The organism is Ruminiclostridium cellobioparum subsp. termitidis CT1112, from assembly GCF_000350485.1.
GTDB classification, from domain to species: Bacteria; Bacillota; Clostridia; order Acetivibrionales; family DSM-1351; genus Ruminiclostridium; species Ruminiclostridium termitidis.
In genome coordinates, this window is the sequence record NZ_AORV01000049.1 from 18,386 (window position 1) to 41,833 (window position 23,448).

At 41.9% G+C, this 23,448-nt stretch carries 19 protein-coding genes; 17 read left to right on the plus strand and 2 right to left on the minus strand.

The genetic code is table 11. The annotated features are described in order from the left end of the window. The first annotated feature begins 14 nt into the window (after nt 1-14). From CTER_RS17925 to CTER_RS17985, 13 genes are all read left to right on the plus strand, one after another. The gene (locus CTER_RS17925; RefSeq protein ID WP_004627899.1) at nt 15-743 is read left to right on the plus strand and encodes a 4Fe-4S binding protein; all 729 of its coding nucleotides are present in this window, start codon (nt 15-17) and stop codon (nt 741-743) included. Nucleotides 744-922: 179 nt separating this feature from the next. After that, nucleotides 923-2,110, plus strand: coding sequence for a cytochrome c biogenesis CcdA family protein (locus CTER_RS17930; RefSeq protein ID WP_004627980.1), 1,188 nt, complete (start codon nt 923-925; stop codon nt 2,108-2,110). 33 nt (nt 2,111-2,143) lie between these two features. After that, the gene (locus CTER_RS27115; protein ID WP_004627989.1) at nt 2,144-2,455 is read left to right on the plus strand and encodes a hypothetical protein; all 312 of its coding nucleotides are present in this window, start codon (nt 2,144-2,146) and stop codon (nt 2,453-2,455) included. Nucleotides 2,456-2,511: 56 nt separating this feature from the next. Further along, nucleotides 2,512-4,815 (plus strand): helix-turn-helix domain-containing protein, encoded by a 2,304-nt coding sequence (locus CTER_RS17940; protein ID WP_004627971.1) that lies wholly within the window; start codon nt 2,512-2,514, stop codon nt 4,813-4,815. Between the two features lie 263 nt (nt 4,816-5,078). Beyond that, nucleotides 5,079-6,041 carry an ABC transporter permease gene (locus CTER_RS17945; RefSeq protein WP_004627954.1) on the plus strand — a complete coding sequence of 321 codons (963 nt, stop codon included), beginning with the start codon at nt 5,079-5,081 and terminating at the stop codon, nt 6,039-6,041. A 13-nt stretch (nt 6,042-6,054) separates the two neighbouring features. Continuing rightward, nucleotides 6,055-6,954, plus strand: a complete 900-nt coding sequence (locus tag CTER_RS17950; RefSeq protein WP_004627912.1) for a carbohydrate ABC transporter permease — start codon at nt 6,055-6,057, stop codon at nt 6,952-6,954. 89 nt (nt 6,955-7,043) lie between these two features. Continuing rightward, nucleotides 7,044-8,747 carry an extracellular solute-binding protein gene (locus tag CTER_RS17955; protein ID WP_004627914.1) on the plus strand — a complete coding sequence of 568 codons (1,704 nt, stop codon included), beginning with the start codon at nt 7,044-7,046 and terminating at the stop codon, nt 8,745-8,747. A gap of 225 nt (nt 8,748-8,972) precedes the next feature. Continuing rightward, entirely contained in the window at nt 8,973-9,890 is a 918-nt protein-coding gene (locus tag CTER_RS17960; protein WP_004627944.1) for an ABC transporter ATP-binding protein, read from the plus strand. Then, a complete protein-coding gene (locus CTER_RS17965; RefSeq protein ID WP_242835008.1) occupies nt 9,890-10,591 on the plus strand; it encodes an ABC transporter permease in 702 nt (233 codons plus the stop codon). The genes CTER_RS17960 and CTER_RS17965 overlap by 1 nt, the downstream gene beginning before the upstream one ends. A gap of 12 nt (nt 10,592-10,603) precedes the next feature. After that, nucleotides 10,604-11,197 (plus strand): TetR/AcrR family transcriptional regulator, encoded by a 594-nt coding sequence (locus tag CTER_RS17970; protein WP_004627908.1) that lies wholly within the window; start codon nt 10,604-10,606, stop codon nt 11,195-11,197. 34 nt (nt 11,198-11,231) lie between these two features. Then, the gene (locus CTER_RS17975; RefSeq protein WP_004627894.1) at nt 11,232-12,086 is read left to right on the plus strand and encodes an enoyl-CoA hydratase/isomerase family protein; all 855 of its coding nucleotides are present in this window, start codon (nt 11,232-11,234) and stop codon (nt 12,084-12,086) included. A 140-nt stretch (nt 12,087-12,226) separates the two neighbouring features. Next, a complete protein-coding gene (locus CTER_RS17980; protein WP_004627956.1) occupies nt 12,227-14,569 on the plus strand; it encodes a glycoside hydrolase family 95 protein in 2,343 nt (780 codons plus the stop codon). Nucleotides 14,570-14,668: 99 nt separating this feature from the next. Continuing rightward, nucleotides 14,669-15,277 (plus strand): SGNH/GDSL hydrolase family protein, encoded by a 609-nt coding sequence (locus CTER_RS17985; protein ID WP_004627941.1) that lies wholly within the window; start codon nt 14,669-14,671, stop codon nt 15,275-15,277. Nucleotides 15,278-15,310: 33 nt separating this feature from the next. Here CTER_RS17985 and CTER_RS17990 read toward each other — a convergent pair whose 3' ends face one another. Both CTER_RS17990 and CTER_RS17995 read right to left on the minus strand, forming a co-directional pair. After that, nucleotides 15,311-16,921, minus strand: a complete 1,611-nt coding sequence (locus tag CTER_RS17990; protein ID WP_004628002.1) for a response regulator — start codon at nt 16,919-16,921, stop codon at nt 15,311-15,313. Nucleotides 16,922-16,976: 55 nt separating this feature from the next. Beyond that, nucleotides 16,977-18,728 (minus strand): sensor histidine kinase, encoded by a 1,752-nt coding sequence (locus tag CTER_RS17995; RefSeq protein ID WP_200859479.1) that lies wholly within the window; start codon nt 18,726-18,728, stop codon nt 16,977-16,979. A gap of 258 nt (nt 18,729-18,986) precedes the next feature. Between CTER_RS17995 and CTER_RS18000 the strand changes: the two genes are divergently transcribed. The 4 genes from CTER_RS18000 (at nt 18,987) to CTER_RS18015 (ending at nt 23,194) form a co-directional block, all read left to right on the plus strand. Beyond that, nucleotides 18,987-20,363 carry an extracellular solute-binding protein gene (locus CTER_RS18000; protein WP_004627932.1) on the plus strand — a complete coding sequence of 459 codons (1,377 nt, stop codon included), beginning with the start codon at nt 18,987-18,989 and terminating at the stop codon, nt 20,361-20,363. 70 nt (nt 20,364-20,433) lie between these two features. Then, entirely contained in the window at nt 20,434-21,321 is an 888-nt protein-coding gene (locus tag CTER_RS18005; protein ID WP_004627930.1) for a carbohydrate ABC transporter permease, read from the plus strand. Next, entirely contained in the window at nt 21,318-22,151 is an 834-nt protein-coding gene (locus CTER_RS18010; protein WP_004627915.1) for a carbohydrate ABC transporter permease, read from the plus strand. Before CTER_RS18005 ends, CTER_RS18010 begins: the two co-directional genes overlap by 4 nt. Before the next feature lie 29 nt (nt 22,152-22,180). Further along, entirely contained in the window at nt 22,181-23,194 is a 1,014-nt protein-coding gene (locus tag CTER_RS18015) for a glycoside hydrolase family 130 protein (RefSeq protein WP_004627925.1), read from the plus strand. The last annotated feature ends 254 nt before the right edge of the window (nt 23,195-23,448 follow it).

Consider the following 23,448-nt stretch of genomic DNA (forward strand, 5'->3'; position numbering starts at 1 on the left):
TGGAGGGTAAAACCATGAAACTGCAAAAGACCAGAAATGCATTACTGTTAATTTCCCTGATACTGTTCCCTGTTACTATCAACTACCTGTCTCCCTATTTAATTGTATCAGGAAGCTTTGAAGGTATAGCCTCCGGCAGCTTTTTGCTGTTTTCAAGCCTGTTTGTGACTTCATTGTTTTTCGGAAGGGCTTTTTGCGGCTGGATTTGTCCGGCAGGCAGTTTACAGGATTGCTGCAGTAAAGTAAATAATAAGCCCGTAAGTTCAAAAATTAATGTTATCAAATATATGATATGGATTCCGTGGGTACTGTCAATAGCGGCAGGTTTTATAACCGCGGGAGGTATAAGCACCCTGGAACCGACTTATTTGACCGATTACGGCGTTTCAGTCAATAATGTCTATGGTTATTTGATATATTTACCGGTTGCAGCATTCGTAATAATTATATCCTTTGTTTTGGGAAGACGTTCACACTGTCATGCTGTTTGCTGGATCGCACCCTTTGTTATAGCAGGAAGCAAAATAAAAAATAAATTTAAATATCCTTCTCTCCATTTGGAGGGTAATGCTGATAAATGTATCGATTGCAAAATATGTGACAAAAATTGTCCTATGAGTCTCAGTGTAAGCAATATGGTGAAACAGGACAAGATGTACAATGACGAGTGCATACTCTGCGGTAATTGCAGCAATGTATGCAGCAGGAATGCCGTTTATTTCGGATTCCGCTCTTCGAAATGAAAGCTGTGAGACGCAGTATTCCTTGATATCGGCCCTCTCATTGTAAAGAATTCTTAAAATTTGTACCATACTTAAACAAACGTAACTTGATTTTTAGTCATATATGCACTATCCTCATAAAGTGATGATATATAAAGTAATGATATATTGAAACATGGATAGAGGAGAGACTGCCCGATATGGTTTTAATTCGACGCAATGAGAAGGCTGTTTTAAGGCTGTGTTTTTATCTGTTACTGTCATTATTCACTTTTCTCCGGCAGCCTGTATATGCAGAAGCCGGCAGCAAAACAGTCAAGGTGAGCTATTTCTATATTTCTGCCTGTTCCTCCTGCCATGATACCGAAGAATATCTTGCAGGGGTGTCGGACAGATGCTCTTCGGTTCTTAAAGAAAAGAACATTAATCTTCTCATATATAAATACAATACTGCCGAGGGTGAGAATCTAAACCTTCTTGAAACCTATCTCAAAGAGTATGATGTCCCCGAAAAGGAAAAAGATTTGCCCGTTGTTTTCTTCGGGGAAACATATATTTCAGGTGAAAAGGCTATTAAAGCCCGATTTGAAAAGGAACTGCTGGATTTAAAGCCCGGAGCTCTCAAAGTGCCCGGAGTGGTTAAAAGTGACAGTAATGAAGCTTTCCAGCATTTCAGCAGTTTCAGGGCTTTAAGCACATTTGCCGTTGGCTTTGCAAACGGACTCACACCCTGCTCACTGTCAATGCTGTTGTTTTTCATTTCATTATTGCTTGCAAGGGATATCAACGTCATAAAATTGGGCCTGCTCTATTGTGCCGGCAAGTTTGTAACATATCTTCTTTTGGGAACCCTGTTGTTTAAAACTCTGGGGAGTATAAATACAGGGTGGCTGGGGAGCGTTGTTAAAATACTGATGCTTGCAGCTGTGGCTATTTTTATCTGCCTTAATGCAATGGATTTTGCAGCCGCTAAAAGTGAACGTTACGACAGGATCAGACTGCAGCTGCCCGCCAGGATCAGAGGCTTGAATCATAAATGGATCAAAGTCGCAGCCAAGGTGGACAATCCGGCCGCATTATTGTGGATAAGCCTGCTGCTTGGAATATTGACATCCATAGGCGAGTTCCTGTGCACAGGGCAAATATATCTTACAACCATTCTCTATGTTCTGCATAGCAATACCGAGCTGAATATCAGGGCATTTCTATATTTTATCGAATACAATCTGGCCTTTATAGCTCCCCTGGCAATTATAACACTGGTCGTGTTCAAGGGCAGGGAACTGCTGGATGTATCTGAATTCATACGTAAAAACATGCATTATATAAAACTTGTTAATATAATAGTCTTTTTACTGCTTGGACTATTTCTCTTTTTCAATCTTTAATTGCTGTCAGCTGACGGAAAGCGGGGTGGACAAATGCCTGTTAAAAACATTTCTTTCTTAAACGGAAGGAAAGAGGTACTCAGAAGATATAAATTTACGTCACTTCCCATAAGGGAGCAGATGATAATTAATAAAAGTATCGAATTTTTTTCTGACCCCGAACCCTGTTTCATTCACAGGAGCGCAGTTTTAAAAAGGCTTCTGGCTGAAATCGAGAATTATTTTACCGCCGTGGCCCAGGGCGGCAGCAATGAGGTCAGGTGTTCGGCCTTCACTGAAAAATTCGGGGATATGATCAACTTCGGAGAGGGTGCGGAGAGTCTGGAATTTGATCTTGAGAGGTAAAGAGGCAGGACTTTTTGAGCGTTGAAAAATAAATCCAATAAAAGGTGGGGTCTTCCTTGCGGGCAAAGAAAAGCTTTAAGAAAATTCAAATTTTTAAAGGATTTTTACTATCATATATACTGATTCTGATCCTTCCATTTGCTTTTGGCAGCTTTGTATACTTCAAAGCTCTGGATATAATTGAGAAGGATGCCAAGGATGCCAGGATTTTTATGCTGGAACAGAGCAGTACCATCATAGACAATTATTTGAAGGATTTAAACAAAACGGTGGTATCAATGTCACTCAATCAGAATCTGAACACTCTGATGTACATGAATCAGCCTGGTTACGGATCTTCCGATGTTTATTATCTGAGTCTGACCCAGAAGGAAATGAAGTCTTTCAGTGCTTCCACTACCTTTGAAAGCAGCATTTATGTGTTCCTGAAAAAAAGCGATCTGGTTATGACAAAGACAGATACCGTATTCGGCATTAAGGAATATTATCTGACCAACCATTATAATATGCCATATGATACCTGGAATCAGCAAATTCTGGATTCGGTCCATAAAATGGATATAGATCCCGACAATATAATCATAGATCAATTAATTCCCCAAAATGAGAAAAGATACCTGACATATGTACAGACACTTCCCTTAAGCGCGCCCGAAAAAAAACTGGGCGCCATAGTTGCATTAATTAATACCGATGACATAAATAAACTGTTAATGGCGGTTGATGAGTCGGGAACCGGCTATACATATATCCTGGATAAGAATGGCAGGGTCATTACAGGAGTTTCAAATGACAGCCGCAGGGACTTTCCCTCGGTATCAATTGACCCCGGCACAGCCAGGGGATTTTTATTTGAAAAGATAGACGGTGAGGAGATGGCGGTAATCCATACGCAGTCCCAGTTCAACAAATGGACTTATGTTACGGTCCTGCCCACAAAGGTATTCTGGGACAAGGCAATATACATCAAAAAAGTCATACTGGCCATAGTGATTATTTCACTGCTGATGGGAGTGGGGATTTCCATATATCTGACAGGAAGGAACCTCCGCCCCATCCAGGAGACAATGCTGACTTTGAGGAAGGTATTTAAGGGCGAACTTGGAAATGGCAGGAACGAATATGATTTTCTGAAAAACGGTGTAACCAAATTGATAAATACCCATGAGGAAATGAAGAAATCCATGGAAAATCAGGCGCTGCTCATGAAGTCCACCTTTATCAGCAGACTTATCCATGGTGAGATAAACGATCAAAATGAAATGGAAATACTCTCGGAGCACCTTGATATCAATTTGACGGGTAAGAGGCATATTGCTGCAATTATAGTCCTTAACCGTTTTTCAAATCCCGTAAACAGGGAAGCTTTGATTGAACAGGATATTAACAGGGCAATCATTGAAAATGTGATAGAGAAGCATATGGGACTCAATTGTTTCACTCATATAATTGATGCCGACCAGATTGCTCTGTTACTGAACTTTAATATCGATGACGACAGGGAATGTGAAAAAATCATTGAAACCATATTTGACAATGTTAAAAATGAACTGCAGGAAATATTCAATATCAATGTAAATTTCAGCGTTGGAAACCTGTACGGGAAGGTCTCCGACATTAACCTGTCCTTCAGTGAAGCCAAGAATGCCCTTACGGCTTTTAACGAGATAAATACCGACAGCTCCATAATATGGTACAGGGATGTCAAAAAGGAGTCCTCCGGGTATTATTACCCTGTGGAGCTTGAGCTGCAATTAATAAATATGGCCAAGTCGGGGAATAAAAATGATATCGACAGGGTCATGGATATCATATATGAAGAGAATTTTGTACAGCGCAGTCTGACAAATTATATGGAGTACAACCTTTTCTTCGATATGAGGGGAACTATCATAAAAATTATCGGGGATACCGGCAGCAAACTGGATATTAAAGAGGTAATAAGCAGTAATTACAGCTCAATGGAAATCAGAGATATCTTCAATACTATGAAAACGGCCTATTACAGCATATGCAACGAGGCGAGGAACAAGAAAAAGAGCCATAACAGCCAGCTGCTGGAAAAGCTTGTGGAATACATCCAGTCGAATTATTTCTCCTCAGAGGTAAGTGCATGCAATATAGCGGCCCAATTCAATATATCCGAGTCCTATTTCTCACAGTTTTTTAAGGAGCAGACAGGAGAAACCTTCAGTGACTTTCTGGAAAAGATGCGGATAAACCGGGCCTGCGAGCTTTTGACCGGGAAGACCATGTCTGTTGAAGATACATCCAGGCTTGTAGGGTATAACAGTGCATATACCTTCCGGCGGGCCTTCAAGAGGGTAATGGGTGTTCTTCCCACCGAATACAGGGGTTGAGCCGAGGGATGATACATTTTCTAATGAAATGTATCATCCCTGTTTTATTTGTATTCTTGTAATTAATACCATTAAAGCCGCTTTATAATCAAATGTCACATCAAAAAAAGAACTGATTCTATCTTTTTTTTCCGAGCCGTTTTAAAATCACATTGTACTCATCCATATGGCCTGATTCACAGCAATATCAGAAGTAAAAGAGTGTGTTTGCAGAAATATTCAAACATACGGAATAAATAATAAGAATTTTGGGAGGTCTAAAAATGGCAGCAGCAGATGCAGTAATACAAAAAGGGAGGAAAGTTTTAAAACAGCCGGGTGCCGGGAGCAGCCTGTCAAAACGTATATTAAAACATTGGCAGCTTTATCTTTTAATACTGCCATCACTTTTAAGTGTTATTATATTCAAATATATACCCATGTATGGGGTTCAGATTGCATTCAGAGATTACCAGCCTGCCAAGGGCTTCATGGGAAGTCCTTGGGTCGGACTTAAATATTTTCAGGATTTCTTCAGCTCCTACCAGTTTTCCCGTTTGTTGATAAATACTCTTTCCATAAGTATATATTCATTGCTCGCATTATTGCCGGTACCGGTGATTCTGGCACTGTCTCTGAATGAAACCAGATGGAGATTTTTTAAGAAATCTGTTCAGACAATCACATATGCCCCGTATTTTATATCAACAGTTGTCCTGGTCTCCATAATATTTCAGTTTTTATCGCCATACGGCCTGTTAAATAATCTGCTGGGGTTGTTTGGAATTGAAAAAGTTGATTTAATGGCCAATCCTGCACTTTTTAAATCACTTTATGTATGGTCGGGCGTATGGCAGCAGGCAGGTTACTACGCAGTCATTTATCTTGCCGCGTTGGCAGGAATAAACAGCGAACTGTATGAGGCGGCCTGGATCGATGGAGCCTCAACCCTCCAGAAAATAATTCATATTGATTTGCCGGGTATTATGCCGACAATAATTATTATTCTCATATTAAATACCGCATCCATCTTAAATGTTGATTATCAAAAAATACTGCTGATGCAGAATCAGCTGAATATGGAAGTATCCGATGTAATTTCCACCTATGTATACCGGCAGGGTCTGGTTTCGGTACAGTATAGTTTTTCATCAGCCATAGGCCTGTTTAATTCGGTTATATCAATGATATTGTTCTACGGAGTCAACTTTATGGCCAGAAAATATTCGGAAACCAGCCTGTGGTAAAGGAGGAGAACAAATGGCAAATAATAAGCAGATTTTATCCCACAGTGACAGGATATTTCATATTTTTAACAATTTATTTTTAATCATATGCTTCATAGTTGTATTTTTTCCGCTGGCAAATGTGGTAGCCCAGTCCTTTAGTTCCCCTGCCAGTGTTGTTTCGGGAAAGGTGCTTTTCCTGCCTGTCAAACCGTCTTTGATAGGGTACAAAAATATAATGGAAGACAGGGAACTGCTGTCGGGCTTTCTTAACTCATTTATTTATACAGTTTTAGGAACCCTGATCAGCGTCGCTCTCACTGTCACAGGAGCATATCCCCTGGCAAGGAAGACCTTTGCCGGCAAAAAGGTTTTTACATGGATTTTCACATTCACCATGATTTTTAACGGGGGCTTGATCCCGACCTATCTATTGGTCAAGGACCTTAATATGCGCGATACCGTTTGGGCAATGGTACTCCCCAATGCTGTAGCTGTGTGGAATCTATTCATTGCCAGGGCGTTTTTTGAGAACACCATACCCGACGGGCTATATGAAGCGGCTGAGCTGGACGGATGCAATGATATAAGAATATTCACCTCCATAGTCCTTCCGCTGTCCAAACCCATCCTGGCCGTTTTGGTGCTGTTTTATGCCATTGGTATATGGAACAACTATTTTGACGGATTGATTTACCTTACAAAGGCATCAAAATTCCCGCTGCAGCTTGTTCTTAGAAATGTGCTTATAAAGTCACAGATGCAGACAATCCTCCAGGCCAGTTCGGGACAGGATCAGAGTGAAATAATGGCCTTGACCGAGGTAATGAAATATTCGATTATTGTCTTTTCAAGTTTACCTGTAATGCTGCTTTATCCGTTTATCCAGAAATACTTCGTAAAAGGGATCATGATTGGATCGGTAAAGGGATAAGGTTCTTATATAATTGAGGAGGTGGTGATTGAAGGATTTATTTGAACAGTAAAATTTTTATTAAAACTAATTAATCAGGAGGAACATGTATGAGAAAAAAATTAGCATTGATACTGGGCTGTGTTTTAAGTGTGTCAACCCTTCTGTCGGCATGCGGAAGCAATGCCCAGTCTGCCGGATCTGCATCGGCATCAAACGTTTCAGCGGCTTCGGGCGCCGATACCGGCCTGTCGGAGCCAGGACAATTTCCCCTTGTGAAAGAGAAGACGACAATAAAAGCCCTGATTGGCTGGGGAACACAGACCGACATAAACAAGAACTGGAACACCCTGGATTATGAGGAGAAGACAAATGTCCATGTTGAATGGCAGGTAGCCTCTGCCGGTGATTTCAGAGAAAAACGCGCACTTGTCATAGCAAGCGGAGATCTGCCCGACGTATTCCTGAACGGATACAACGATTTTACAGCCGCGGATGAAATGCAGTACGGCAGCCAGGGCAGTATCATACCTCTGAACAATATAATTGATAAAAACAGCATATACCTGAAAAAGATTTTTGATGAGAATCCATTATACAGGAAAATAGCTACTTCTCCGGATGGCAATATATATTCGATGCCCACATTTTCAGTTTGCTATCACTGCGACTACTCTCAAAAGATGTGGGTAAATGTGGCCTGGCTCAATAAGCTGAATATGCAAATGCCCACTACCACAGATGAATTTGAACAAATGCTGGCAGCATTTAAGGAAAAGGACCCCAACGGTAATGGAAAGGCGGATGAAATGCCTTTGATGACCACCACCGACGGATGGCATTATCAATTGGAAGGTTTCCTGATGAATGCATTTGTACATTGTGATGCAGATACGCACCTTGCATTAAACAACGGAAATATCGAAATGACGGCAATAAAGCCTGAATTTAAAGAAGGTTTGAAATATTTGAATAATCTGTACAAGAAAAAATTGATTCCTCCCCAGGCGTTTACAACAAATGCAACTTCAATGCAGAAGCTCAATGAAAGCGGAGATGCGGAGGTTGTGGGAGCAATTCCCGGCGGCGCCAACTACATATTTGCAGGCGGCCCTGCCGTATCGGACAGGTGGAGGGATTATGACATACTGCCTCCTATCGCCGGTCCCAACGGTTTCAAATCGGCTCCCAACTATTCTGCAACCAGGGATATAATAACAGGAGATGTTGCCATATCCAGCGCTGCCAAAGACCCTGCTCTTATTATGAGATGGATTGACTGGCTGTACAGTGAGGAAGGAACTCTGTGGCATGATACCAATGGCGGCAGAGAGGGCACTGAATACAGAAAGGCTGACGCCGGTGAAGTGGGTCTCGACGGGAATCCTGCAAAATGGACTTCACTCAAAGTCAGAAAACCTGAAGACAATGTGGTATGGGAACAGTTCTTCCCCAGCAATATGACGAAAGAATTCAGAGCAGGCTGGAAGTCACCCAGGGAATGGAATGTTCCGAACGATTCACAGGCTCCCGAGGTACAATTGTTCCAGGGGACTAAAGCATATGAAGCCGTTGCTCCCAGGAACGAAGACTCCCTGCCCAACCTCTTTGTAACAAGTGACAAGATCTCGGATTACACACGTATAAAAACAGGTATTGATGATTACATCAAGGAATCGGTAGTTAAGTTTATTACCGGAAATATGGATGTCGAAAAGGACTGGGACAGCTATGTTGAAAAGATGAAGAAGATCGGTCTGGACGACTATCTGAAGATGGCCCAGGATGCCTATGATGCTAAATTTAAGAATTAATTGACCAATGAAATATGAGCTGTCACATTTACACAGTGTACCGCCATACCGCCCAATTGGACAAATCGGGCGGTATTTTTTGTATCTGGATAAGCCCCTGCTTTCCGTGTTTTACGTTTCTCTGCTTTTAGCAGTTATAGTATTGCATTTTTTATTTTGGTATGTTATACTTCAAATAAGGTACTATAGTACCTTATTTGAAGTATAACAGTGGGGGTAATCATTTTGTCAATAATTCAAACGAAAAAACTAACAAAAAGATATGGCTCGAAAAATAGTGTTTGCAATATCAGCCTGACAGCAAATGAAGGTGAAATTTATGGCTTTCTAGGCTTGAACGGCGCGGGAAAAACAACCACAATGCGTATGCTGCTGAAAATGGTTCGGCCTACATCGGGTGACATTTATTATTCAGGACAACCCATTTCAAAACTGCCTTCCGAATTTTGGAATCAGGTAGGTTATTTGATTGAAACACCGCATGCCTATCCAAACTTCACAGTTGAAGAAAACCTTATATTATATGCAAAGCAAAGGCTCATTCCCCATTCGGAAATCAAAAAACGAATAGACGGCATCTTGCAGCAGCTATTGTTGGATGCTTACAGACAGGTTAAGGCAAAAGACCTCTCTTTGGGAAACAGTCAAAAAATTGGATTGGCAAAGGCACTGATTCATAGGCCTAAAATCCTTTTGCTGGACGAGCCGGCAAATGGATTGGATCCGGAAGGGCTTGTAGCCGTACGCCATTCTTTAATAGAATTGGCGAAAAATGGTGCCACCATCTTTATATCAAGCCATCTGCTGGACGAAATGGAAAAGCTGGTAAATCGAATTGCAATAGTAGCCAATGGACGTCTGTTAAGGGAAATAAGCCTTTCCGAATTTGAACGGGAAAGACAGTCAAAACTTTATATAAAAACGGTCGGCTCTATTAAAAACCTGGCTGGATACTTTACTGCAAAATACCTGCAAAGCACATTGATAAGTGGGGAAGAGATACTTGTATCGGGCGTATCGATCCCCCAATATTCCACTTTATTAAAACAGCTTGAGCAGCAGAATTTTCATCCGATGATTTTTCGCCCTGTGCAGGAAAGTCTGGAAGCATTCTTTCTTAGAACAATTAAGGAGGTGCATTAATGATGAAACAGATATGGTCAATGATTAAAATTGAAGTTTACAAAATAATACGAGGCCATATACCGATCTATATTCTGGCTTTTTATAGCTTTTTAATATTTATTCACATGCAAAGCAGCACATGGGAAGCTTTTTTGAATAATACTTTCTTTATGTACTCCACCGTCATTGGGCTAATGGGATTCGGTATTTTAAGCAGTTGGGCCTTTGGCCGGGAGTATCAGGATGGAACCTATAAAGATATCCTGTCCTTGCCGATTCCCCGTACAAGCTTGGTCTGTGCAAAGTTTTTGGCATTGGAACTGTGTTTTATCGGTACGACTGTGATTGCTATCGGGGTAACTTTTGGTCTGGGTTCCTGTTTCGGTTTAACAGGCTTTGATTTATTTTTGGCCGGAAGCGTTGTAAAACGGTTGTTTATTGCAACGTTATATAATATCAGCCTTAGTTTCCTGTACCCGTTCATTGCTGGTATTGTGCGGGGAGTTTTAGCTCCGGTCAGTGTTTCTTTCGGTGCTTTAATCATGGCGGTTGTTTTTGGTTCACAACCTGTTGGACGCTATATCCCATGGTCGGTTCCGGGAATATATCTGAGCGATCCTCAGATAGTTAATTCAGCCGGCAGATTGTCGATTTTCATTATAGTAATCATTGGTGTCTATGGTACGATATTATGGTGGAATTATGCCGACCAAAAATAGGAGGAATGTAAAGTGAATGATAATGTTACCCGCCGCCGTGGCGTTACACTGGAAAATGCGATTTTAGACCAGGCCTGGTTATTGCTCCAACAAAAGGGATATGTCAAATTGACCATGGACGATGTGGCTCTTGCTGCAAAAACAAATAAAAATACAATTTATCGACGCTGGCCTCAAAAGAGTCATCTGATTTTTGCCGCTATAAGCCGGCAAGCGCCATCCATAAATTTTGAAATTGGAGATCAGGGCTCGCTGAAAGAAGATTTAACAGCTTTATTTAACAGCTTAAATCCTATTTTTAAGATTATCAAACCCGATGATCTGCGGGAATTGATTTCAGATATGTTTTCCCATACGACATCTTACGATTTATTTAACGGTATTAATCACGAAAATAGTATTCGTAATTCAATTGATACCATAATAACGAGGGCTAATCATCGCAACGAGATTTCACTTTCGATAAATACTATTTCTGAAAGAGCTCTGAACTTACCGTCCCTGCTTATTATCAACGAGATTGTTTTGCATGGAAAGCTCACAGAGACAAGTATTGAGGACATCATCAACAGTATTTTGCTTCCAATATATAGGGCTTGTTTGTAGTTGAAGAAAGTAAATTAATAGGAGGAAAAATAATATGGCAGAGAAATTGTCGAGTTGGTTTGACCGGGTTGAGTCTTCGCAATTTGAAGCATACTCGGAAAAGTACAAGGAAATTATGCTCATGACCCGCCGTAACGGAATTCTTGAGGTAAGACTGCATACCGGCGATGGACCCTTGAAATTCAGTTGGAAAGTACATAGCATGTGGTCACAGGCCTGGATTGACATCGGGCGCGACCCTGAGAATGAGGTAATGATTCTTACAGGAACGGGTGACAGATGGCTGGACGCTGACCCGGAAGTTTGGAAAAGGCCGTTCAGGGAATGGACGCCGGATGATAAGCTCAAGATGTATCACGAATCATTGCGGCTGCTGGAAAATATGATTTTTAATATTGATATTCCGACTATCGCCGCTATCAACGGACCCGGCACACACTGTGAGATTGGAACCCTGTGCGACATTACTATTTGCACCAAAGACGCGGATTTCTTCGATCCCCATTTCATGGGCGGAACGCCTCCCGGAGATGGCATGCTCCTGACATTACAAAATACGATTGGCATCAAGCGCGCATCATACTATGCATATACCGGCCGGAAAATCGACGGGAGAACCGCATTGGAACTTGGTATAGTAAATGAAATATTACCTCGTGAAAAGCTGCTTTCCCGTGCATGGGAACTGGCTGAAATGATGATGGAACGGCCCCGTGCTGCAAGAGAATTGACCCATTCCATTATATCGCGCCCCTGGAAGCAGGCGCTTGTCAATGACCAGGGATTCCATCTTGCACATCAGATGTACCACATGTCGAACGATGAGGATACAGGCTTCCTTGAAAGGTTGATGAAAAACAGAGAGCGTTTTCAGGCCAAGCATGAATAGTAATCTAAAAATATTTGAAGTTGCAAATATCCGTTCTAAAATATTAGTTTTAGACAAAATGATATTAGAAATTTACATTTTAATTTCCCGGTAAATCAGGTAAATTTTATATATTATTAATTGGAAAAAGTGAGGAAGTTATGAACCTTAATTCTATCAGGGGAAATAATAAAAAATTAACACTATGGTATAAGCAGCCTGCTGTCCAATGGCAGCAGGCACTGCCGCTGGGGAACGGGCACATGGGTGCTATGATTTATGGCGGAATAAATACCGAACGGATTGAGCTTACAGAAAACACCTGTTATTCGGGAGAAGCCTCCGGGCGGAATAATCAGGAAGGTGCCGCACAAGCCGTGCCCGAAATAAGGAAGGCCTTGTTTAAGCACGACTATAAAACAGCAGGTGAGCTGTGTGAAAAAATTATAGGCAGGAGATTAAACTATGGAACCAATCTGCCTTTTGGAAACCTGCTGATTGATTTTGAAAATTGTTCTGATGAAATATCCGGCTACAGCAGGGAATTGCAGCTGGATAATGCATTGTCGGCTGTAAGTTACAAAGCAGGTGAAGTTCAATATTCAAGGGAGTTATTTGTTTCCCATCCCCATAAGCTTGCCGTAATGCGTCTCTCCTCCTCTGCCTCAGGAAAACTGTCCTTTACGGCGTCAATCGACGGTGCCAAAAATCCGTTTTCCGTTCATGCTGAAGGCCGTGACCTGGTTTTAGAGGGTAATGCATTTGAAAACATCCATTCCGACGGAAAAACAGGGGTTGCCATTCATGGAAGATTGCGCGTTATAGCAGGGAAGGGGACTTCGGCTGTGGTCGGAAACTCCATATGTGTGTCGGGGGCCGACAGTGCCTTGATTCTTTTGGCCATAGGGACCGACTTTGCTGAAAAGGATATACGGAATGCATGTAAAGATAGGATTGATGCGGCTTCGGGAATAGCTTATGAAACATTAAAGGATGAACATATAAAGGATCACCGGAGTCTGTTCGGGAGAGTCGAACTGGAATTTGAAGATGAATGCGGGGCCGGGGAGGATATGCCCACCGACCAAAGGCTGGACAGGGTGAAAAAGGGAGGGGAAGATCCTTCGCTGACGGCGCTGATGTTCCAGTACGGACGTTATCTGCTGATGTCCAGCTCCCGGGAGGATTCGGCGCTCCCGGCCCATCTGCAGGGCATCTGGAACGACAATGTGGCATGCAGCATGGGCTGGACCTGTGATATGCACCTGGATGTCAATACAGAGATGAATTACTGGCCGTCCGAAGTAACAAACCTGTCGGAATGCAATGTGCCGCTGTTCAAGTGGATCGAGGAGAGACTTGTTCCCTCCGGGCAGCGGACTGCCCAGGTCACATACGGGTTGGAGGGCTGGGCCGCGCATGTGGTATCCAATGCATGGGGATATACGGCTCCGGGCTGGGCAGCCTCGTGGGGCATAAATGTCACAGGTGGGTTATGGGTGGCAACCCATCTGTGGGAGCATTATTTATATACCGGTGACAGGGAATTTCTGTGCAATAAGCTGTATCCCGTCTATCGTGAGGCGGTGAAGTTCTTCCTGAAATACCTGGAAAAGGACCCCGGGAGCGGTTACTATTTATCGGGGCCTTCCATGTCTCCTGAAAACTCCTTTGTGCATGACTGGAACAATCCGGTGGAATGCTCCAATTCAATGGGAACAGTATGTGACACCGTAATGATACGTGAACTTTTCACTTCCTTCATTTCAACCTGCCAGCTTCTGGGAATAAATGATGAACTGCTTGGAGAGGCAAAAGAGAAGCTTGGCAAATTGCCTCCTTTCAAAATCGGTGCAAGGGGACAGCTGCAGGAGTGGTTCTATGATTATGATGAGCCTGATGCCCACCATAGACATACCTCCCATCTGCTTTCGGTCTATCCGTACTGGCAGATCAGCCCCGAAACGACACCTGAGCTGGCGCAGGCCGCAAAGGTAAGCATCCGGAGACGTACCACTCCGGCGTGGAGATGGGAGGACACCGGATGGGCGAGAGCTCTGCTGATACTGTACTCGGCAAGGCTTCTTGAGGCTGAGAACACCTATCGGCACATACTTGCCTTCCAGAGAGGGCTTACCAATGACAACCTGCTTTCCTTCTGCCCTCCGGGAGCCGGGGCCGAAACAGATGTATACGAGATGGACGGGACTACCGGGCTCTGCAGCGGAATAGCCGAAGCACTCCTCCAGAGCCATAACAACCTTATCAATATACTTCCAGCATTGCCTGAAAAGTGGGGCACGGGGTATGTAAAAGGGCTCAGGGCCAGAGGCGGTTATACGGTGGGCATCGTCTGGAGGGACAACGAACTTGAAAGTATTGAATTGGAAGCCCGGAAGGATACCGTCTGCACAATAAAATATAAAGGCAGAAAAGTCGATATCCCTGTGGTTAAAGGAGAAAGATATCTGTTGGACCGAAAATTAAAGGTTATAACAATATAACCTGCATGTCATACTTTACTCGGCGGGAAGTCAGATACTTCCTGCTGTGGATATGCTGTACAAATATACTGGAAATGAGTACGAGAGGAGGAGAACATCATGCCGGTACTTGAAACATACGAGTGGTGTGATTTCTGGTGGGAAAAGACCGACAGAAGGGATAAGCCGAGGGTTTTACTGATAGGTGACTCAATCACCAGGGCATACAGGCCGAAAGTGAACCAGCTGCTTAAGGAGGCTGCATATGTGGATATGCTTGCCACCTCCAGGGCTGTTGACAATCTCTCATTGAAGCATGAAATAGGATATATCCTGTCCCAGGAGGACTTCAGGTATAAAGTTATACATTTTAATAACGGGATACATGGGCTGCACCTGTCCGACCGGGAATATCAAAGGGGCCTGGAGGAGATTGTGGGATATATGATTGAAAATTGCCGGAAAGCAAGGCTTATCTTAGCCCTATCCACACCTGTGACTGTTGAAGGCAGAAAAGAGGTTATCAATACCGAATTGACGGATAAGCTGATTAACAGAAATAATGCCATGAAATTGACAGGAAATAAATATAACCTTCCTATAGATGACTTATATACACCAATGCTTGGAAGGAGCGTTTACAGAGCCGAGGATGGCCTCCACTACAATGCTGAGGGGGAAAATGCCCAGGCAGATATAGTGTCCCTGAAGATAATGGAATTTCTTTAATGATGAAAGTCCCATACAAATGAAATTGTACCTTTATATTTTAGTTTCTTTATATTCCTTCGGAGTACAGCCTGTGATTTTTTTAAATATATAGGAGAAATATTTGTAATCGCCATAACCTACCTTATCAGCCACTTCATAGGTTTTAGAGCCGGCCTCCAGCAGCAGCGCCTTGGCTTTTTCAACTCTGAGCTGATTCAGCCAGTCGATAAAGTTTATATTCATTTCCTCCTTGAAAATACGGCTCAAATAATTGGGAGTTACATATACGATGCTGGCCATTTCACTGAGACTGATATCTTTTTGGTAATTTTCTTCAACATATTGGAGAACGAATTTTATTATACTTTTGTATTTCATGGTTTTGTTTTGCTGAATTAATCCAAGCATTTTATTAAAAAAGTCCAGCAGCCACATATGCAAATTATCCAGAGTATCAAGTTTGTCTATTTCCTTGAAGGGGTTGAAGTTGTTTCCAAGGCTGTTTTCAATGTTGATACCCGTTTCTTCCACACAGTTTACGGTTGTGACAATCAATCTGCTGCAGATGTTTTTTATACTTTCGGGGGCAGTGCCGCTATGGGCAAATCTGCTGAAGATATTGGACAGGGTCTGCCCTATGCCCTCGGTATTTAAGGCCTTTAAATAATTTATAATATCCTTTTCCTCATTATAAGGATAGGGCACCTGGGAGGCAGCCTTCCTTTCAAATTTCCCCGGATTATATAAGTTAATACTGCTTTTGCCTGAAAATATTTTATTTTTCAGGGCTGTAACTGCTTCGGAGTATGACTTTGAAATATCCTTAATGTTTTTATACACATTTCCGATACCGATTGAAATGGATAGTTTCAGGTACTTGTCCATACTGCGCTGTATGCCGGTACATACATTTTTTACCATGGATTCGCTTATATTTTCCGAACTTATTATTCCTATCAAATGCTCAAATTCACTGTAGCATACCAGACCTGCCGCCGAAGCCAGCAAAAGCTCTTCGGCAATATTCATTACGGAAAATTTCATAAGTTCCTTATCAGCGTCGGATAAATTATCCGTCAGTATCAGAAAATCATCAATATCCACAACAAATACGAGATATTGAGGGCCCGAGAGATCATAATTAAGAATTCCGGCCTGTTCAAGAACATTATTATCCGATGGGTACTCACTCTTCAGAAGCTTTGTTATGAAATTGGACTTTATATGAGGCAGGTTTTCATTAAGGATTATATTGTTATGAACACTTCGCTCCTTTTTTAACTGCTCATTTATAATTTCACCGCGGATTTTTGTGATAAGAGAGATCAGTTCCTCGGCTCCGACAGGTTTAAGCAGGTATTCGGTAACTCCTAAACTCAGTGCTTCCCTGGCATAGGAAAAATCCTCGTATCCGCTTAATATAATAACTCTCGTGTCAGGCAGCATTTTCTTAATATTACCGGATAAAACCAGACCGTCCATGACAGGCATGCGGATATCGGTAATTACAATCTCAGGTTTTAAATCCAATACTTTATCCAGGGCATCTTTTCCATTGGAGGCCTCGGCAACAATTTCCACATCGTGTTGTTTCCAGTCTATAGATGTTCTTATCCCTTTTCGAATTACGGTTTCGTCGTCAGCAAGAATAAGTTTCAGCATATTTATTACCTCCGGTTAAATTGTGAAAGTGTATTATGAATGCATATGGTCAAAATTAACCATTCAGGTCAAATGGCTGTCTTACGGTGACTGTGGTGCCGTTTTCGTAAGAACTTGAAAATTTTATTCCGTATTCATTTCCAAAATAAAGCTTTATTCTGTCGTTAACATTTTTAATGCCAAAGCCCCTGTTGTTCTTTTCAACCTTTTCCAAAAGTTTGGTAAGCTCTTCTTCATCGGCCCCTGCGCCGTCATCCTGAATAATATAAACGACATCATTTCCTTCTCTCAAAACGCTTACCGAAATTGTACCCTGACTTCCTTTTTTCTCAATTCCATGATATATTGCATTTTCAACCAGGGGCTGTAAAACCAGCTTAACCACCTTACAGCCCAGAACTTCGTCGGATACGTTTATTTTAAACCTGATAAGCTCCTCAAAACGTTTTTCCTGAATGGTTATATAATTATCCAGGTGGTCAATCTCATGTCTTACGGTGGTAAATTCGTTGCCGCTGTTCAGACTCAGACGGAACAGCCTTGACAGGGCCTGAATCAGATATGAGCTTTCAACGGCGTTTTCCATCCTGCACATCCAGTAAATGGTGTCCAGCGTGTTATAAAGGAAGTGAGGATTTATTTGTGCCTGCAAGGCTTTCAGTTCAGCTTCCTTTTGTTTGATTTGAACCGTATAAACTTCATTTATAAGCTCATTCAGCTTTTTAGACATTTTATTGAAACTTTTGCCTAAAAGCGAGATCTCATCATTTCCCTTCACATTGATGCTGACATTAAAATTTTCGTTTTCAATATATTTCATATACCTTCTAATCTGTTTTAAAGGACTTAAAACCTTAAGTGAAAAGAATAAAATAAGCAGCAGGCAAAGAGCCAGACTTATCAGGACTCCGTAAACAGTTATGCTCCTGATTATCTTTGTATCATCGGATAACTGATCCAGAGGCACGAGGTTTATCAGCTTCCAGCCTGGCCGGGACAGATTTATATAGGTTACAAGAAAGTTATGCTTATCGATCACGGAGTTAAAATACCCGCTTTGAGCAGAATACATTTTGGGGTTGTTGTATTTGGTGTCCAGTTTGGTACCCAGCTTTTGTTTATCCATTGCCGATATTATTGTTTCATTTTCATCTATGATAAAGTAATCGCCTTTTGTTCCCAGCATTTTACTTTGATATATTTTTGATATTTCCTCCTCGGAGATGTTAAGCTTTATAATGGCGAGGTTTGAGGAAAGATCGTCCAGGTCCTTGAGCAATCTCAGCAGGGAAATAACGGCTGTCCTTGAATTGTCATAGTTTTTAACCATATCTGAAATAAGCATGCTTTCACCGCGCAGCGCATACAACTGGCCTTCCTGTTTGCCGGTTATGGTATTCTCAGCACTTGCAGAGTCAAAAACCAGGCCGTTAAAGCCTTTAACGTATATGGAATATATATTTGATTTAAATACTATAAAATTATTTACCGAGTTCTGAGCTGATAATAATTTATTTTCTGAGTTCAGTACCTCGTTTTCAGGCAGCTTGAGATAGCCCATAAACTCTTTGTTTTGCCATAGATATACCGAGGAATTCTGTAAATCGGTAAAAACAAAATTTATATTGTTTGCTATCTGCTTAACCGTATTAAAATTTGACTGGCTGACCCGTTCTTTTATAATTGAGGTTGATTTTATGTACGATAATCCCCCCACAATCAACAGCGGTATTATTACAATGAATACGGATATTGTCATAAATTTGTACTGAAGGCTGAAGAAATGCTTATTAGGAATACTCGTCACCCCCACCGGTTTATATAATGATTATAGTACATCACATGCAAGTTAAAAAGGTCTTGTGTGAAAGGTGTATAAAATCGCTGACATTTTTATAGAATTATCTACTTTTATTAATTTTTTGCGGAGGTTAAAATACTGTCATAAGAAGTCAATTACTTATCAGCTGAAAGCTAGCTTTCGCCTGGAAGGCGAAGGCTTTGAACCGTAATTGACTTTGGCCGGCCGGGATTCCTTATATTTCAAAAACAGGAGGAAATTTTAATGAAAAGATTATTACTTAAGGGTACTTGCACCGCAGTGGTATTGTCGGTTGCAATGTCGGTACTTGCAGGCTGCGGCAGTGGGCAGAACGCAGCTGAACAATCTGCTGCGGCACAGAGTACGGCAGCTTTGGAAACACCTGCCCCCGGATCAAAGTCCGAACCGGTAAAAATATCTTTTATGGATCTTTGGGCCAAGGATAAGGCAGAAAATATATCTACCTCGGTAAGGGAAGCGCTGGCAGATTTTCAGAAAAACAATGCGGATATAATCGTTGAGGAAGAAGCTATAGGTGATCAGACTGCCTATTATACAAAAATAAAAACCCTTGCAGCTTCAAATGAGCTTCCCGACATATTTATCTGCAAAGGTTCAGAACTGGCAATGTTCGCCAAAAATCAGGCAGTTGCACCCCTGGATGAAATACTGGATGCGGATGCGGCCTGGAAGGAAGGTTATGTAACCTCTGCATTTGATGATTTGACCAGTGACGGAAAAATCTATGCGGTACCTTATTCCATGCTCAGTACACATGTTATTTACTACAATAAGAAAATTCTGGCTGATGCAGGGGTGCAGGCATTTCCTGAAACTTGGGCCGATTTCAAAACAATGATAGATAAGATCAAAGCAAAGGGGATAGTGCCCATAGCCCTTGGAAATAAAGAGCAGTGGGTTGCCGAATCCTGTATACTCAGCACGCTTGGTGACAGATTCACCGGGCCTGACTGGTTTAACGGCATAAAGGACAACAAGGGAGCGAAGTTCACAGATCCGGATTTTATCAAATCCCTGGCGGCACTGCAGGAACTCGGTAAGGCCGGCGCTTTCAACAAGGATATGAACAGTATAAACAATGATCAGCAGAAAACCCTTTATTTCAACGGCAAGGCAGCCATGTTTATGGAGGGAAGCTGGGCAATAGGTGCGGTTATGGCCGGACCGGAAGAAATTGCCGGCAATACTGAAGTGGCCGTATTGCCTTCGGTGGACGGAGGAAAAGGTGATCCAAAATCCATGTCAGGCGGTGCAGGCTCAGGTTTTGCTTCGGGAGTCAAGGGATTTGGAAGCAAAAAAGAGGCTGTTGCAAAGGTACTTAAGGCCATAAGCGGTCCCGAATATGCAAAAAGCATAGCTGAAAAGGGTGAACCAACAGCCTATAAGGTTTCGGATTACGACAAAAGCAAAGTATCTCCTCTGGCCGTAAAATATGCTGAGATGGCTTCCAAACTGAAATTCACTCCCATATATGACTCCTACCTCAATCCGGCTGTTGTCAGCAAAATGAATGCCGGCCTGCAGGAACTACTTATCAGTACCATAACACCTGAAGAGCTTGCAAAGAGAATTCAGGCCGAATATGAAAAAGTAAAATAAAAAAGTAAAATAATATGAAAATTTTCCGGAAATCGCATTGGTTTCCGGAAAATTTTTAAGGAGACATCATATGAATCATGCTAATTCACTAAAAATAAAAAATTCAACTCTTTTAAGTCTCCTGGCACCGGGTCTGGCAATCTATTTATTTGTCATAATAGTTCCTTTATTTACCGCGCTGGGATACAGCCTCACAAACTGGATGGGAGGCCTGGATAAAACTTTTATCGGACTTGAAAATTATGCGGCGCTTGTGAAGGATGAAATATTTTGGAGTTCTCTGCGTAACAACCTGCTGATTGTTCTTCTCACGGTTATTATACAAATGGGACTTGCTTTTTTACTCACGGTATTATTCATGTCGAAGGCAATGAAACTGAAGGAGGTACACAGGACAGTAATTTTCCTCCCAGTGGTTTTGTCGGCGGTTGTTGTAGGTTTCATCTGGCAGATGATCTACAGTAATGATTACGGCTTGCTGAATGCAATATTGAAAAGCCTGGGTCTGGAAAATTTGATTTCTCCCTGGCTGGATGACCCCGACCAGGTTATATTTTCGGTGACGGTACCGCTGATCTGGCAATATCTAGGTGTGCCTTTAATTATATTCATGTCGGCTGTACAGGGAATTCCCAAGGATATATATGAGGTCTGCGAGCTGGACGGCGTGGGTGGCATAAAAAAAGCCGTGTTCATAACCTTCCCGCTGATATATGACACCATCAAGGTCGCCATAATGCTGAGCATATCCTCCAATATGCTGGTATTCAGCCATATCTACGTAATGACCGGAGGCGGTCCGGGAACCAGCTCCATGGTATTGGCGCAGTATGCATACAACACCTCTTTTAACAGCATGCAGCTGGGTTACGGCAGTTCTATTGCCATAGGAATATTCATAATAAGTTTCGGAATAATCATCATATTTAAAAAGCTGGCGGAGGTGAAGCAGGAATGAAATCCATACTGAGTAAAATCGGGAAATATGTATTTAATATTATAATGATCATGTTTTCTATTACATGTATTTTCCCTGTGATTTGGATATTATATTCTTCACTGAAAACAAAAGATGAATTTATGCTTGATATTATCTCATTACCTGCCCGCCCCCGGCTTGATAATTACTATCATGCCTTTGTGGAAGGAAAAATGTACACCTATTTTATCAGCAGCATATTTAACAGCTTTACTACGGTTTTCCTCGTAATACTGATAGCTTTTTGCATAGGTTATGTTTTATCCAGATACAGGTTCAAAGGCAGAAATTTTATATATACCTTATTTATAGCAGGAATGCTGATACCGGTGTATGCGCTGATTGTTCCGCTTTTTGTGCAATTCAAGGTTTTAGGGCTTTATGACAGATTTTTTACTCTTGTAATCCCGTATATTGCCATCAGGCTGCCGCTGGCCATATTTCTTTTTGAGAGCTTTATAAAAACCGTTCCCGTCGAGCTTGACGAGGCGGCATATATGGATGGAGCCTCAACCTTCTTTACCATGTCAAGAATTATACTTCCGGTATGCAAGCCTGTATTGTCCACAATTCTGATTCTGGCTTTTCTGGATACCTGGAATGAATTCCCGTTTGCTCTGGTACTGGTAACAAAAGAAATATACAGAACCATTCCTGTCGGTCTCACTAACTTCTACGGACAATATACCACCGATTACACCACATTGATGGCCGCTATGGTCCTGTCAATTCTGCCGGTAATTATTGTTTACCTGCTGTTCAATAAGAAGATTATTCAGGGTATGACCGCCGGTGCAGTTAAAGGGTAATTCAAAAATTAAACAATGGAGGATGGAACATGTTAAAAATAACAAGATGTAAGGCCAATCCAATAGTGTCCCCAGGAATTTATGACTGGCGAAGGGCAGCGGTATTCAATCCCGGAGTGGTTTTTCACAATAATAAATTTTATATGTATGAAAGAGCGGCAGGGTCACTAAAGCCTTTTCAAACCTGTATTGGCCTGCTGGAAAGCGGTGACGGCATAAATTTTTCTCCTGTTTCGGATAAACCGGTATTTACTGCCGGAATGCTGGGTTTTAAAGGAGGGAGTGTGGAGGATGCCAGAGTGGTAAAAATAGAAGGTGTATTTTATATGTGTTATGCCCTTCAGCCTTATGAGTTTGACTGCTGGCCAACAGGCAGGGGAGTGCCCGATTACTTTACCGGCAATTACCCCGGCTGGAAGGAAGGCAATACTGAGCCAATGCTCACAAGATCCGGAATAGCCGTATCGGAAGACGGTGTCAATTTTAAACAATTGTGCTATACCACCCCCGCGGAAATTGACGACAGGGACAACGCTCTGTTCCCTGAGAAAATAGGCGGCAGGTTTGCTCTCCTGAGAAGACCCATGCAATATGTGGGCAAAGAGTATGGTACTGACATACCCGGAATATGGATATCCTATTCGGATGACTTGCAGAAATGGTCTGAGCCTGAGCTGATCGCTGTGGCCGAAAACTTTGGGTGGGAGGGTACCAAAATAGGTGCTGCAGCAACGCCGGTAAAAACGGAAAAAGGCTGGCTGGTTCTTTATCATGGTGTCGATGCAAACTCGATTTACCGTGTAGGGGCGATGCTGCTTGAGCTCGAAAATCCCGGAAAGGTTATTGCAAGATCGGCAGAACCCATAATGGAACCGCAGGAGTATTATGAAAAATACGGTCTTGTAATCCCAAATACGGTATTTCCCACAGCCAATATTGTTAAGGACGGATTACTGTACATATATTACGGATGCTGCGATACCTGTATCTCACTGGCTACTGTTCCGTTAGGTGAATTACTGGATCATTTATTAAAATTATGATTTGCATAGGGATAATTTCCTGAATCCAGGATATCCTCAGGATGCAACAGGTTTATTCTGCGGGATTGCAGCAGGTAAAAACAGATGGCTCAGGCCGTCTGTTTTTGTGTCTTTACGCAAGTACATTTTGATAATAGCTCTTGAAAACGAATTAAAAACCGGCATTTACACATAATAAAAAATAAATTTACAACTTTTTTGCATGGATTTAACAAATCTCAAGAAATATCGAGAAAAATTAAGATTCCTGGGTT

Coding starts and splice junctions, on each gene's coding strand:
- CTER_RS17925 (WP_004627899.1), top strand. CDS start 15: ATGAAACTGCAAAAGACCAGAAATGCATTACTGTTAATTTCCCTGATA.
- CTER_RS17930 (WP_004627980.1), top strand. CDS start 923: ATGGTTTTAATTCGACGCAATGAGAAGGCTGTTTTAAGGCTGTGTTTT.
- CTER_RS27115 (WP_004627989.1), top strand. CDS start 2,144: ATGCCTGTTAAAAACATTTCTTTCTTAAACGGAAGGAAAGAGGTACTC.
- CTER_RS17945 (WP_004627954.1), top strand. CDS start 5,079: ATGGCAGCAGCAGATGCAGTAATACAAAAAGGGAGGAAAGTTTTAAAA.
- CTER_RS17950 (WP_004627912.1), top strand. CDS start 6,055: ATGGCAAATAATAAGCAGATTTTATCCCACAGTGACAGGATATTTCAT.
- CTER_RS17955 (WP_004627914.1), top strand. CDS start 7,044: ATGAGAAAAAAATTAGCATTGATACTGGGCTGTGTTTTAAGTGTGTCA.
- CTER_RS17965 (WP_242835008.1), top strand. CDS start 9,890: ATGATGAAACAGATATGGTCAATGATTAAAATTGAAGTTTACAAAATA.
- CTER_RS17975 (WP_004627894.1), top strand. CDS start 11,232: ATGGCAGAGAAATTGTCGAGTTGGTTTGACCGGGTTGAGTCTTCGCAA.
- CTER_RS17980 (WP_004627956.1), top strand. CDS start 12,227: ATGAACCTTAATTCTATCAGGGGAAATAATAAAAAATTAACACTATGG.
- CTER_RS17985 (WP_004627941.1), top strand. CDS start 14,669: ATGCCGGTACTTGAAACATACGAGTGGTGTGATTTCTGGTGGGAAAAG.
- CTER_RS17990 (WP_004628002.1), bottom strand. CDS start 16,921: ATGCTGAAACTTATTCTTGCTGACGACGAAACCGTAATTCGAAAAGGG.
- CTER_RS18000 (WP_004627932.1), top strand. CDS start 18,987: ATGAAAAGATTATTACTTAAGGGTACTTGCACCGCAGTGGTATTGTCG.
- CTER_RS18005 (WP_004627930.1), top strand. CDS start 20,434: ATGAATCATGCTAATTCACTAAAAATAAAAAATTCAACTCTTTTAAGT.
- CTER_RS18010 (WP_004627915.1), top strand. CDS start 21,318: ATGAAATCCATACTGAGTAAAATCGGGAAATATGTATTTAATATTATA.
- CTER_RS18015 (WP_004627925.1), top strand. CDS start 22,181: ATGTTAAAAATAACAAGATGTAAGGCCAATCCAATAGTGTCCCCAGGA.